Genomic DNA, 14729 nt, shown 5'->3' on the forward strand with positions numbered 1-14729 from the left:
ATGGCCATTGAGGTCCCACCGTCACTTGCATGGGTGGACTGGCTCGTTGGTGTTCAGTTTCCGCAGGCCAATGAGGATGAGCTTTGGGCGATAGCTGACGCCTGGTATAAGGCCAGCGAAGACATTGCCGCTCTGACTCCTGAGCTGGAAGCGTTGATCGAGCAGACCGAGCAGGTCTATCCGGCAGGCGAAGGCCGCGACGCGATAATCGACGGAGTGCTCAATCCGCTGCGCAGCGGAGACTCGTCGATCGAGGAAATGAGCGCGCTTTTCCGCGAAATGGCGCAGTCGGCCGAGGAACTCGGCAACCAGACTTTCAAGACGAAGGTATCCTGGATCTTCGCGCTGTTCTGGTTGGCTGGGGAACTTCTGTGGGCGGTTACCCTCGGTGCTGGAGCACCGGTCATTCAGCACGCGGCGATCGTGGCTACCCGCGAATTCATCGAGATGCTCAGCAAGAAGTTCCTGATGGGCATCGGCTTCAGTTTGACCAAACTTTTCGGCCCCGCCGCCGCTAAATTCCTTGTGCACCCGGTATTCCAGATGCTCCAGGAGGCTTTCGAGGAAGCGTTCCAGGGCACGGCCGAGGAACTGGCGACACAGAGCATTCTGGTGCACGGCATCGGGCTCGAGAAATCGCGTCAGGACGGATACGACTGGGGGGAAGTCGGTCAGAACGCCGCTATTTCCGCGATCGCGGGTGGTGTTGCGGGCCCGGTCGGGTACTTTGCTCACCAGGCAGTGGCGAACAAGAACATGGCCGGCTGGATCAAGGGCGCTGTTCCGGGTATGACCGCGGAGGTTGCCGCCTCGGTCGCCGCATGGGTTGCAACCGGAGTCATCGCCAAGAGCTGGGACTGGGACTGGCGAAGCATTACGGGGGCACTATTCAGCGGCGGAACCACGGGTGCGGTCTACGGACATCAGCAAGCATCGGACTTCCATCACGGCTGGCGCGACGGAACGGCTCCGCCGCCGGGCGCCGCGATGCCGGACGGGCCCATCGGTCCGAACAATCCACCTCCGCCACCGGGCGATGGCACGAGCGGCGGCGGTCCACGTCCTTTCAAGCCCGGTGGTTCCGACGGGACAGGGGTGAATGGGACATCGACTGGTATGCGCCCAGGCGGCGGCGCGGGCGATCCCCACAGCGGCCCTGAAGATTTCGTTCCTGGAGTGTCCGACGCGAACCAAGACCAGCGCACCGGCGCGTATACCGAAGAGTCTCGCGTCGATGGTGCCCATGCCAAGCCGAACGCCGGGGCTAGCGCGGAGGCTGCGTCGAATTCCGGTCGCGAACCGAACATCGTTGCTGGACAGCAGAAATCGGGTGTCGAGCTGCCCGGCCAGGGTATTGGAGAGGCTTCGAACTCGGCGGTCGAGGAAGGCGCTCTGCCGGAGGCAGCGCAGGCAGAGGGAGGACTGGCCGATCCACTGCCGGATTCGGAGGTCACGCCGGAGGATGTGGCCGCTACCAGTGGTGTCGGTTCGGTAGCGCCGGCTGCGACGGGGTCTCAGCCCGGTGCCGCCGATCAGAACGTCGACGGTACCGCGCAGTCCAGAGCATCGGTGGCGCCCATGGAGGAAGTCCAACGGGCCGACGGTGTTTGGCGAGAAGTGCCGGGTGTCGACGGAACTCCGGTGATGGCGCGGGCATGGGTGGAAGGTGAGCTCGACGATCGGCGTTTGATCGTGGAGACATCGGGCACGGACAGCGATGTCGACTTGGTCCGGGTACTGGCGCGGGTGCTGGAAGGCGATGGCGCTGCCCGCGCGCTGGTGTCCGCGAACACCCGGGTCGAGGGTCGGCGAGTGGGCACGGACCAGACATTGTCCTTGACGCCGTCGGTATCCATGGCCGGGGACGCCGTCGTGATTCTGGTCGGTCGGCGAGAAGACGAGCGCTGGTACGACCGTGACGGCGAACTGCTCGACGAGAATTCGGATGTGTTCGCCCGTCTAGCGGATGACGCGGCCGCGCATGTGGAGGGAGCTGCGCTCCTCGGAATGGCCAGTTGGGGGTCTGATATTCCGAGCCCGAACAGCGAGAGTGACGCCGCTGACGCGGATGGGGACGTTTCCGCTGGTAAGTCGCGCGCAGCGGCCGCTGGGAGTGGGGATCCACAGCAGGGCATGCTGCAAACCGGGGCGACGGATGAAGAAGTACCTGGTCCGAGCGAAGTCGATGGGATGGCGCTCGCCCCGGAGGAAGTCCATGCGACTGCCGATATGCTCGAAACCGAGCAGGTCGAACAGCCCACCGACATGCCGGTAGCGCTCACTGAGTCTGAGCCTGCTGAGCAGCGCGCGGAACAGGAGTCCGAGGGCAGTCTCGCTGGGCCGATTGCCGATCCGGCGAGCGAAGAGGTGGCGGAGGATCCCGGCGCCCAGGTAGACGCGGCCGCACTCGTCGGGACGGATGGCCGGACGGTCGCCGTTCCGAGTTCCGACAGTGAAGATTCGATTCCTGCTGCTGGACACGAAGAGATCGAGCAGGTTGTGGCGGCGCCGCCTGTGCTGGACATGGAGCCGGAACCTTCGGATTCCCCTGCCGCCGAGAGCGCGGAAGAGTCCGGGCTATCGGGGGATTTGCAGGACGTAGCGGCTGAGAAGCAGAAGGAGGCGGTTGACCCGCAGGCCGGACAGGTTGCAAAGCTGGAGGGCGGCCTCGCCGGCCGGGTCGTCGATGAGTCCAGTGCTGAGGGGGAGAAGTTCTCGAAGACATTGGCTGATCAGAGCAAAGATCAGCCCGCTGAGGAGCAACCCGGGAAACCGGAGGACCGACCTGGTTCCTCGCCACAGGCGAACCAGTCGGCGACCCCGTCCCGGTCGACGGGTATACCGCGAATCATGGCTGTCCTGCGCAGATTCGGAGCCACCAAGGTCAAGGTGCGGACGGCGGAGGATGCAGGCCTAAAGGGTCTGAGCGCACAGCAGGTGCAGCAGGATGCCGGCGGTACCATGGTCAAGAGCGAGTCGCTCGCGAAAGCCTTTGCGCCACTGTGGAAGCTGGGTAGGTTCCGGTCGGGTAAGAGCGCGGCGGTCGTAATCGTCCAGATGCACGAATCCACGAATGGTGATCTGGTCGGCAGGCCATTGCTGGGTTACCGGGAATCCCGGACGAACTGGGTATACGACCCGGAGACCGACGAGACGTACGCATACAACCGGAAAGCCGCCGATTCGGTGCGTACCCCACCCGGGTACGGCCCGGCACGGGAAACCTACGCCATCTACTACAACCGGGATGCCGAGACCGGCGAGTTGGTGGCGACTCATCCGGTGACGACTCCTGAGGCTGTGCCGCGTTCGGCGCGGAGCCGGAAGCCGAAGCCGCTGGCCGACGTTCTACCGAAGGTCGAGCCCCTCACCGATGAGGACTCCAACGCCGCTGTCGGCTCACTGTTCCGGCTGATGACCGACGAAGACAAAGTGTCGCTGCATGAACTGTCGGACGAGTTGGAGACTGCCCAGGCTGAGCTGGAAGCCGCTGCGGCCGTGGTGGCAGACCCTGCGGATTCCGAGGCCGAATTTGCCGGGGCTGCCGTCGATCCCGCGGCTGGTGAGTCCGACATCAGCGCCGAAGGGGCCGAGCAAGACGGCGTCGAGACCAATGAGGCACAGGTCGTTGCGGATTCGGCCGACGAGGCGGGCGGTGTCGCTGCTGTCGAGACGGATACTGTCACCGGCGGGGAGACTGGCAGCGGTGTGGCAAACGCCGCCAGCGCTGAGGAGACGGTGGTTGCCCCGGTTGCTGCCGCGATCAATGAGTCTCAGCGCGCTGGCGCTGCGGATGAGGCGATCGTCGAGGCAGCGGAGCTGGTCGAGCCCGAAGCTGTCGCAACGGACGCGGCCGACCCCGCGGCAGTTGAGACTCTGGCGGAACCTGTCGGGCCCGAAGTAGTCGCCGCTGCCGCTGCCCAGGCGGCGGCTGGAATCGAAGAAGCAGGCGATGTTGCCGAGACCGGGGCCGCGGCGGCGGAGCCTGATCCGAACGCCGTGCCGGTCCCTGCGGTGGTGACCGAAACTGTTGCCGCTGAGGAGGAGTCGGCGGCAGGCCCAGTCGACACTGCGGTCGTTCGAACCGATCCCGACGTCGGGAGTTCGGAGCAGAACGGTGTCGAGACCGATCAGGTACAGGCTGTCGGGGATTCGGCCGACGAGGCCGGTGGCGTCGCTGCTGTCGGGACCGATGCTGTCACCGGCGGGGAGACCGGCAGCGGCGGGCCAATCGCCGCGAACGCTGACGGAAGGGGGGCTACCCCGGTTGCTGCCGCGACCAACAAGTCTCAGCCCACCGGTACTGCGAATGAGGCGATCGTCGAAGCAGCGGAGCTGGTCGAGCCCGATGCCGTCGCCGGTGGTGCCGCAACGGAGTCGGACGCCGTCGAAGCGGTCGATCTTGCTGGAGACGAGGTCGTCGGTGGTGAGACACAGGTCGAGGCAACGAGTGATCTCCTCGATGATGAGGCTGACGTCGAGGAGGTCGGAACTGCTGCCGCCGACGGTGATTCGGCGGTAGCGCCCGCCGATGCTGCTGAGACTGCGGTCACTGCGAGCGATGGCGCCGAGCCCACCGCCGATGAGACCGCGCTCGCGGCTCCAGCGGCTGAACAGGGCGGCGAGGCTGGTGCCGCGGAGGTTGTCGAGAACGACATCGTCGGCGATCCCGAAGTCGATGAGCCCCTTGAAACGGAGGGCACTCCGGCAGCAGGTGACGAGATTGATGCCGCGGTCGATGGCGATGAGCTCGAGACCGCCGACGACTCGCAGACGGAAGCCGGCGCTGATTCGGACCCCGCGCCGGAGGAGACCGACGCCGAAACCGATACCCGGACAAGGACACCCGCCGAGATCCAGGCCGAGTTCCAGAAGCTGTTCGACGCGGTAGCGGGCCGCATGATCGGCAAGGACGCCGACGCGGCCGCGAACAAAGCGTTCTGGGAGGGATTCGAATCGGACGCTGAGCGTCGCATATTCGCACGAGCATTCAGCGCCCAGGTCGGCAATGCCGAAGGAATCCCGGAGGACTGGCGGCACCAGGCGAACTTGCGGTCGTTCGCCGAGTCGTTGGAGAAATTCGCCGGGCCTGCTGCGCTGCAGCGACGGATTACTGACCCGGAACTGTCTCCGGAGCAGCTCGAGCGGTTCAAGATGCTGCTTGTCCTACGCAACCAGATGGATTCGGCCATGCAGCAGACCGATGCGCCGGTCCGCTTGATCACTTTCAACCCCAAGCCATCTGGTGGCCGGGTGGCCGTTCGGATCGGCGACAGCGCTGATCCGAAAGTGATCTCCGAGCCAGACCTGACCGCGCATTCGGTAGGCCGGGCAATGGGGGCGGCGCGTTCCGCGCTGGACGCGGGCGAAGGTTCAGTGCTGGTACAAGTCGGGGACTTCCCAGTCGGCGAACCCGACACCACACCCGCCGTCCAAGAGCTGCGGCGGCTGGCGGACAACCCGCCTGTGACGTCGGCTCCGGCCGACGACGATCCGGAGGTGGTTGACACCGGTGATCCTGTCGCCATCGATCTCGCTGACGCTGACGCTGACGCTGACGCTGACGCTGACGCTGACGCTGACGCTGACGCTGACGCTGACGCTGACGCCGACCTCGACTCGGCGGACGTCGAGGCTGACGTCGTTGCCGATCCGGTAGAAGCTGACGTCAACGCTGATCCCATCGACAGCGACCCCACCGCCGAGTTCGCCGCGAAGGAATTCGAGGCCGAACGCAGGCTCGCCGAACTTCACGACCGACCGCACCGGTTGCTGACCCGGGCCGAGCGCCGTGAACGGAAGAACCTCGAGGCCATCCACCAGTACCTCGCGGATATCCGGGATGCCCATCCAGACCTGGATGTGTACCTGGTTGACTTCGACGCCACCGCGTTCGACGGCAAGGGCCGTGCGGTGGTCTCGATCGGCAACCCCTATACCTCCGATACCAATTCGGTGCTGGTGCCAGGTATCGGCGCGACCGTCGAGTCGATGGGGACCGAGCTCGAGGATGGACTCAACCATCACATTCAAACTCAGCGCGAGGATCCGGGCCGCCGGGTCGCCACGCTCGTCTGGCTCGGCTACGACGCCCCGAAGGGCGGCCGGAGCCTGAAGTTCGCGGGCGACACCGATTCTGCGGCAGCGGGTGCCGATCTGCTGGTCCGGGATATCACCGAGATCAATGCCGCCCGTGACCGTCCGGCCTTCGTTCACCTGGTCGGCAGCGGTTACGGCAGCACCGTGATCGGCCACGTCGAAAGTAGGCTGGCGGAAGAGGTCGACGCCATCACGGTGGTCAACTCGCCAGGTATGGGACCGGTCGAGACCGCCGACCAGTTCGGAATCGGCGCCGAGAACGTCACGATCATCGCGGACCTGGACGATCCGTACACCGTATTCGGCAAAACGCATCCGGGTGAGGAGTCGTCATTCTTCGGCCGCCTCGGCATGAACCCGATGGCCCCCTCCTTCGGCGGTGTACAGACCAAGGTGTCGTTGCCGGGCACCAAGCGTTTCGGCCGCACGGGCGAACGGGAAAAGTACCTCGCCCACGACGAATCGGGTGCACCCGCCGAATCCCTGGAACCCATCGCTCAAATCTCCGCAGGACTGGCCGAGTACTCGCGTGCTGACAAGCCGCTGACCCAAGCTGAGGTCACGGCCATCATCGGTGGCGGTGAGGGACCTCCGGAGGAGGAAGAGGAAGTCGATCTGGAGCGTGCGCGTACTGCCGAGTACCGGACGCAGTCGGTCGGAGTCCTTCTGGAGGTCGCACTGGCACCTGCGCTGGCGTGGTCGCGTGGAACCATCAAGGAGAACCTGGTCGAAGGGCTCCGAGGTGTGGTGGATCGGCCGGAGAGACTGAGCTCGGATGAGTTGCTGGCCGCGGTTGTGGAGGCACTGGACGATACCGACCTGGGTGCGGACGCGCGAAAGACCTTGGTGGCCGCGCTCACTGAGGCCGACGAACTGCCCGAACGTCTGGTGGGGGCGAGCCTGGACGATTTGGTAGCCGAGGCGCGAAAGGTGATGGGCAGCGAGACTTTCAAAAACATCCCGACCGATGTCCAGGAGCAGCTCGCCGACAGTCTGATCGCCTACGAGGACGACCGAGCTCAGCGCGAGGACGGAGGCTGGCCGATTGCCGCGCCTCCGCAGATCGGCAGCCAGCTCTTCGAGGGGCTCGAGGGAGTGGTCGACACCGCGGGGAAAACCACGGATGAACTCCTGCTTGCGGCCCGAAAAGAGGTGGCCGGCACCAAACTCGAGGACGAGGCGCGGCAGATATTGGTGGCCGCGCTCGCCACCCACGATACGTTTGTCGCCGAGCGGGAACGCTGGCGGGCCGAAGTGGAACGCCGACGGGCCGAACTGATGGATGCCACCGTCCTTGCGACATTGGAGCGCTTGGGTGGTATCGCGATCAGCGCCGGGGCGCGAGTGGTCGACGGCCGGATCGTGGTGGTCACAGCCGAGAATGCCAGCGATGTGACGCTCACGCCGTCGATGCGCGAAGCACTCGAATCCGCAGGATACGAGATCGAACGGTGGCGTGTGCGAGTCGACGACTCCGGTGCGCCGATTCTCGAGCGGTGGCGGGACGATATCTGGGAGCCGCTGTCGGAGGAGCAGACAACGGCGGCCGAGACCACCGAAGCGTCGCCGGAAGGCGAAGGGGAATCGCTGAAACGCCGGTATGCGGCGTTGCGGTCGCAGTATCTGGAGCTCGGCCCGATCCGGGATGCTTTGGCGGAGAGCCTGCTCGACGTCGAGGGCGACCCGAGTATCGACGATGTGCTGGCGCTCTTCGAAGCAGCCGATACCGTCGATCAGATCGATGCCGAGCTCGAACGGCTCGGCGATTCCGGAAGCTCGTCGCAGGCGGCGGACCTGCGGGCCCGGCGTGCGCAGGCGCGAGCCGAGTGGTACGAGCTCATCGACCGGCTGTCGGTGCGTCTGCCCGAGCCCGGCCCGCACGAGACCGGCGAGATGCCGTACCGGGAAGCGGATCACTGGATAGTGAACAAGCTGGCGGCACTGCGAGTTCTGCGTGACGTCGCCATCCAGCGCCGCCAACAGGACGAACTGCTCGAAACCGCCACCGCGAAAGCGGACGCCCTCCCGAAGCAGCTGTTCGAACATCTCGAGTTGTATCTCGCCGAGCATCCGGAAAAGCACGGGCTGCGACCGGGAAAACCTGGGCTGCGTAAGGGACTCAGCGATGACATCCTGACGGCCCACGGCGCCGTCGACGATGTGGCGCTGACACCGTTCGAGCGGTTGGCGGGACTCGAAGAGGTGCGGCGCAAGCTCGAGGCGAAAATCGGGCCACGGCCCGATCCCGAAACCGCGACGGCTAGAGCCGACGCCTACCCGCGGCGGCTGTTCGAACAGCTCAATTCCTATATCGCAGAGCAGGATCCAGCTCCGAGCCCGGCCGAACGCCTGGAACTCCGCAAGGAGCTCAGCGTCGACATCGCCGCGGCGAACAGCGATGTCGACGGCGTCGCACCGACTGCCCTGGAGCGTTTGACGAAGCTGGAGCGGGTTCGGCGCAAGCTGGAGGCGAAGATCGGGCCACCGGCCGTGGCCGATTCCGGTATCGACAACGCCGGGACTGCGCTGAGCGCGGAATCCCGTGCCGCGGCCATTGTGGCCGAACCACTGGCAGCGGTCATGGGAGCGATCGTGGCCGATTCCGCGTGGCTGGCGGGTCTGCCCCCGACAGAACTGCTGGCCGAGGCCCGAGCGGTGTTCAATGGACCGGACGCCGATGATCTCGACGACACTGTGCGGCAATGGCTCGGTGACGTGCTTGCCGCCTATGACGCCGTCGTCGCGGAGGCGGAGGGCTGGTCCGCGGACGAGCGGAACGAGATCAACAGGCGACTCGCCGCCGCGCTCGAGGGCGTGGTCGATCCCGAGTGGACGTTGTCGGAGCGGTTGGCTACCGCGCGCAAGCTGATGTCCGAACCCGAAGAGGGCTCACCGGAATGGCAGCGTCTGCAGGCGATCGATGGTGCAACGGGGTTGTCGAAGCAGCAGTTGCTGGCCGACGTACTAACCGATTACGACACCGCTGCCGCGACCGCGCAGGAGCGGCGGACCGCTGCCGCCCGTCAGGAACTCGACCGCCTGGGCGGTGATGCCATCAGCGCTTGGGGGCGGGTGCTCGGCAACCGGCTTGTGATCGCCACCGCCGATGGGCTGAGCGATCCGCTTCTGGATGCCGATGTGTTGCAGGCGATGGAGTCGAGCGGGGTGCTGGTCGAGCGGCGCCGGGTGGATGCTGTCGGCGGTGTCGTGGTCGAGTGGTGGGAGGACGGTCGGTGGGAGGCGAAGCCGTCCACAGCACCGGCCGCTGAACCGGAGCTGACCGGATTCACCAGGGGCGCACTGCTGTTGAAGCAGCGTGATGTACTCAGTCAGCAGCACGAAACACTCCGTGCGGTCGTGGATGCATTGAGTTCGGCGCAACAGATGCCTTCGAGTACGAAGGACTCCGGCGCGTCCGAGGGGTTTGCCGATGTCATGGCATTGTTCGCGGCCGCGACCGTGGTCGACGATCTGGACACCGAACTCGAGCAACTCGACGAGAACATCGTCGAGAGCTTGGAAAGTCTCACCGCCACCGAGGGTGACGAGGCCACTCGGCAGCTCGCCGAACTCGACCAACTGCGCGCCCGAGCAGCTCAACTTCGAGGCGAACGACCGCAGGCGCGGGCGAAATGGTTCGAGATCGCCGACCGGATGGCGCTGGATCTGCCCGAGGCGGGCTCCCATACGACCGGTGCGATGCCGTATCGCGTGTCCGAGACCGTGTCCGCGCTCGAGGCGCGGATCGAGGCCGCCGATCAGGAGATCACCCGCCGGACAGCCGAAATCGACCAGCTCAGCGCTGAGATCGACCACCTCGATCGCACCCAGCCCGACGCCGCCACGAGTGTCGACGCGTCGGCACAACGATCCCGGATGCAGGCCCGCGCCAATGCCCTGCGCATCCAGCGGGCGAGGTTGGAAGCCGTCCGCGCCGAGCACGCCGAGCAGCGAACGCGGTGGCAGACCCAGCGCGACCGAGCCGCGGTGACCCTGGACAGCCTGAATACAGCCGACTCGAACCGTATGGCCACGCTGCGCGCACTGCACGAAGCCGCCACCCACGCCGACCGGACCCGTCAGGAAATCGAGCAACTCGAAGCGGAAGCCTCGAGAAAGGTCGTCGATTTCGAGGAACAGATCTCTCGGCACATTGCCGTGATGATCTCCGACCGTGAACGGCGGATCGCGTTTGCCAAACAGTTCAGCGAAATGCTGCCGATGTTCGCCGGCGGTGAGGATTCGACCGCGGCCGAACGGCTGGCGCGGCTGGAACAAGTGCGCAAGCCCCTCTACCAGTGGATCGATGGTGCTGCTGCCTCGCCCGATCCCGATTCGCGCGCTTCGGAAGTCGGCCAACGGCTGGAGGACGTACTCGCCAGCCTGACCGATGATCGAGATCGGCTGCGCGGGTTGACAGTCGACGAGTTGGCTGCCGAAGCGCGTGCGGTGGCGGAGCTACCCGCGGCCGACCAGAATCGAGTGGCCGCCGCACTGGCCGATTACGACCGCTACCGCGCGGAATGTGCCGCGACGACCGCTCGCGCGGAACTCGAACGGTTCGGCGGCATCGCACTGAGTGAGTGGGCACGGATCGCCGACAACCGAATCATGATCGTTTCGCCGGCCGGGGAGACCGACCCGATCGTGGATGCGCGAGTGCGCCAGGCCTGGTCGCAACGCGGGTTTACGGTCGAGGTCCGGCAGGTTCGCGCGGACGGAACTCTCGAACAATGGCAAAACGGGGCGTGGACGTCCGCGAAGCCGACCGCCCCGGCGGCCTCCGGCAGCGACGAGGATGTGCCCAGCGCTACTGCGCTGCATCGGCAGGCCGCTGGATTCCGTCGCGCAGTGCAGGTGCTGGCCGCGCAGGTACCGCAGGTCGCGGCGGGTGAGACCGGGATGGCCGACATAGCGGGCCTGTTCGAATCCGCCGATACCGTCGACCGGCTCGACGAGGAACTGCGGCAGCTCGGCGAACGCCTCGCCGCGCAGGAGAGCACAGTCGAGGTGGTCGCCGACGAGGTGCTGTGGTCCGGCGACCAGCAAGCCGAAATCGACACGCTCAGAGCCGAAATCGCGGACAAGCGCCGCGAGCGTGCCCAGGCACGGCGGGAGTGGAACGACAAGGCACGCAATCTCCTGCTGGTCCCGCCGCCGATGGGCCCCCACGAGACCGCTGCACTGCCGGCCCACCTTCCGGAGCTGGTCGCGGACCTGCGGACACGCATCGCCGAGACCGATGCCGAGATCGCCCGGATCACCGGAGAACTCGACTCCACCCGGCTGCCGTCTGTACAGGAGATGCTGGGGACCGGCGACGCGACCGCGCAGCTCGAGCAGTTGCAGGCCGGACGCGAGGCACGACAGCAGCATCGCCGGGAGCTGATGGACGAGCGCGCGAAGTACGAGACTGAAAGGTCAACGCTCCAGTCGGAATTCGACGAACTCGAGGCGCGGCTCGGGCAGTTCGCCGGATCGCTCGAGCGGCTGCCGCAGCTGCGGCAGATCAGTGACCTCGCCGCCCAGGTCGCCGAGCACGAGCGCAACGCCGAGGCACAGGCCACCGCTGAAGCGACCCGGATCGTCCAGGGGCTATACCGGTCGGCGGATAAGGCGTTCACCGAGCGCGCCGAACGGGGCGAAGCCCACCAGTGGCTGCGCGAAATGATCGCCGCCGCAAAGGCTCCGGGCCCGGATGGACGCAACCTGACCGAGTTCGAACGGTTGCGGAAGCTCGAGGAGGTGCAGCAGGCGTTCGAGGCTCAGCTCGCCGCCGCATCGAATCCCGAAACCGACGGTGCGACAGACGGTTCGGCCCCGCACGCCGCCGATCCCGAGCTCGAGCGCCTGCGTAATAACGTGTCGCGGGCGGCATCGAAGGTGACCGCGACGGTCGAAGCACTCCGGCTCCGGCTCGGCAGCACCGCGACGGAGCCGGCGGACGTGGCGGATGCCGCGCTCGCCCGGGCAGCCGATCCGGACCTGGCGCCGGCCGAGCGAACGATCCTGCTGGCCGAGTTGTGGCAGCTCAAGGGACTGGTGGCGGCCGAGCGGTCGGCTCGCGATGAGCTGCGGAGCCAGTTGGAGTCGACCGGGTCGCCGGAACACGCCGCCGAGATCGTGGCGGTGGGTAAGGGCAGGCGCCGCCTCCGGCCCGTACATCGGTTGCTGGCGGACTTGGCCGCGCCTCGCAGTGACGCCTCCGCCTCGAGTACTGCTTCGACTCCGGTACCACCTGGTGAACACTCAGATTCGGGTGAGGGCACCTACCCGAATGTCGGTGTTCCCTGGGATCCCCGAGAAGAATCGTGGCCACCGCGCAAGACCGATCGGGAGCCCGGGCGTCGGCTGCACGACGGACAGCGGTCGGAACCTGCGGCATCGGATGAGCTGCGCGAGAGGGAATCCGCCGGAGAGCAGTCGGGCGAGGACGCTGGGGCGGTGCCTGTCGAGGACAGCTCCGAAAGCGATCCGGTCGACCAGCCGTTGGTGGCGGCGCAGGATGCTGTTTCGCCGGTGATGGCGGTTCCTGTTGTTCCGGATCGGTCGGTTGAGGAGTCCGAAGCGCTGGAGGCGCATTCGCGTGCGTGGGGCACGGTGGTGGAGTCGTTGCGGGGTGTGCTGGTGGGGGCCGGTGTGCCGGATGCGGCTGAGTGGGCGCCGAAGAAGGTGGTGTCGGAGGCGGTCAAGCGGGTGCTTGCCCAAGAGGGTTCGCCGGAGGAGCTGGCCGCGGGATTGGCGCGTCTCGATGAGGTCGAGCGTGCTGCCTATGACGTGGAGCACGAGTCGTTGAGGCGGCGGATCGCCGCACCGAAGGCCGAGGCCGCGGGTGCGCTTCGTGGGTTGCTGGGTGCTTCGGTCGTTGGATTGTCGGATGCGAAGGTGGCGTCCGAGGCGCGGAAGCGTGTTCGGGATGGGTCGGCGTCCGATGGTCTGCGGAGTTTGTTGGCGGCGTGGGATGCGGCTGTGGAGGCTGTTCGTTCGCTGGATATCGAGCGGGGTGACCTGACCAATCGTGAGAATAGGCGGCGGGCGGCTCGTTCGGAGCCGGTGAAGGTGGTGTCTGCTGGCCCCACACGTACTTCCGGCGATAACCCGCCGCGCCCGCAGGCTTCGGAGATCGCACCGAGCGCTACGAAAACTGCTGGGGCGAAGCCTGTTTCGACAGGACCGGCAAGTTCGAGGGGTTCTGCTCGTGTGGAGTCGGACAAATCCAGGAGGGTGCGGCTTCAGGCCGAATTGCGGGACGTCGAAAAACTGTTGTCTGATACCGAGACAGCAGCAGGAGAGGCCGAGCGTGATATCAGAGACCGGCTCTTGCAGAAGCATGAGGACGGTGGGTACGGCATATCGGCTGAGGACATTGCAGGTTGGTCCTGGGAGCAGCTGAAACAACAAGCGACAGTGGAGGCGGGATACGAAGAAGGCAAATGGTACCGCAAATGGGGGTTCAGCATCGTGCTGGACGACTGGGACAATGCGCAAACCCGTCGGCGGTTTTTGCAAAACAAAAAGGACCGATTGCAGGACGAGCTTGCGAGCTTGCCGGTCTTGGAAGTCGGCGGTGTGGCTTCGCGAACCGTTTCTGCGGTGATCAAGGGCGGTATCAATACTGCTGATCAGGTGTTCGCCGAGCTGGTCGACGGTTTGGCCGACGTATCGGTGTCCGGGTCGGGGACGGTGTCCGGTGATCTGAGTGTGAATGTGGTCCAGGCGTCGAACGGGTCCGATCGGAAACTGGCTTGGGTGCGGCTACGTTCGGCACTCGACGGTGGGGTTGCGGTAGTCGAGCTCCACGTGGATGTGGACGCGGATCCTGGACTGGCGGCGGCGTTCACACAGGAGTTGCAGGCGTGGGCGGATGCCTCCGGGGCGTATCTGGAAGTCGTGGCGCAAGAGGCGCCCGGTGGATCGCAGGGGACGGATACAAGAACAGAGGATTCACCTCGGGCGGAATTGGAGGAAGCCGAGCGACGACTTGGGCGGATCTTCGATCGGTTGTTGCCGGGCACGAAAATTCCGAAGCCGCCCCGATGGTTCAATCCGAAACCCCTGCTGCGAGAGTGGCTGGTCGACAACGCATTTGTTGTCACACCCGCCGTGGTGCTCGCGTACCAGGAGGCCGTGACGGCCGTTCGGCAATACAGCGAAGCCGGCGGCTCTACCTCGTTCGCGAATGACCTCGAGGACTTGTTCTGCGGGGACGACAGTGACTATTTCGACGAGGCTTGGTGGGACAACGACCTGGATAGCTGGGACGAAAATGATCCGTCGACATTCAACCCGCTGGATGGTCTGCAAGCACAGTTGGAGGAGGCGCATCGCCTTCTGTCAGAAGCGCACGATTCGGCTGAGGACAGTGCCGATGCCTTCGACAGGGCGCATCGGTTGCCGAGAGTGGCGGAGTCCGTCGCTGAGATCGAGGCGCTGTATTTGCGGTTGGCGGAGCTCGGTGACGGCGATTCGTCGGAGATCGCCACTCTGCGAGCGGAATTGGTGCGCGCGAGGCAGGAGTTGCGTCGCCGCGCCGAATCGGTGGGAATTCAGCGGCCGGACGAGCTGCTCAGCGGGTGGAATGGTAAGCGGTCGGATCCCCTGACGTGGCCGTTCCGTCTGTGGTTCGGCAA

General features: G+C 65.8%; 1 protein-coding gene (cut by a window edge). It reads left to right on the forward strand.

Annotated elements, in window-relative coordinates; all coding sequences use genetic code 11:
- On the forward strand, positions 1 to 14729 hold the 5' end (the start) of the coding sequence (locus ACFVMC_RS28830) for a glycerophosphodiester phosphodiesterase family protein (RefSeq protein WP_379215411.1). 101590 nt of this gene lie beyond the right edge of the window; 14729 of the gene's 116319 nt are visible here — the first part of the coding sequence; it begins with the start codon at positions 1 to 3; its stop codon lies off the right edge, out of view.

Source organism: Nocardia sp. NPDC127579 (assembly GCF_042672005.1).
Classification (GTDB): Bacteria; Actinomycetota; Actinomycetes; order Mycobacteriales; family Mycobacteriaceae; genus Nocardia.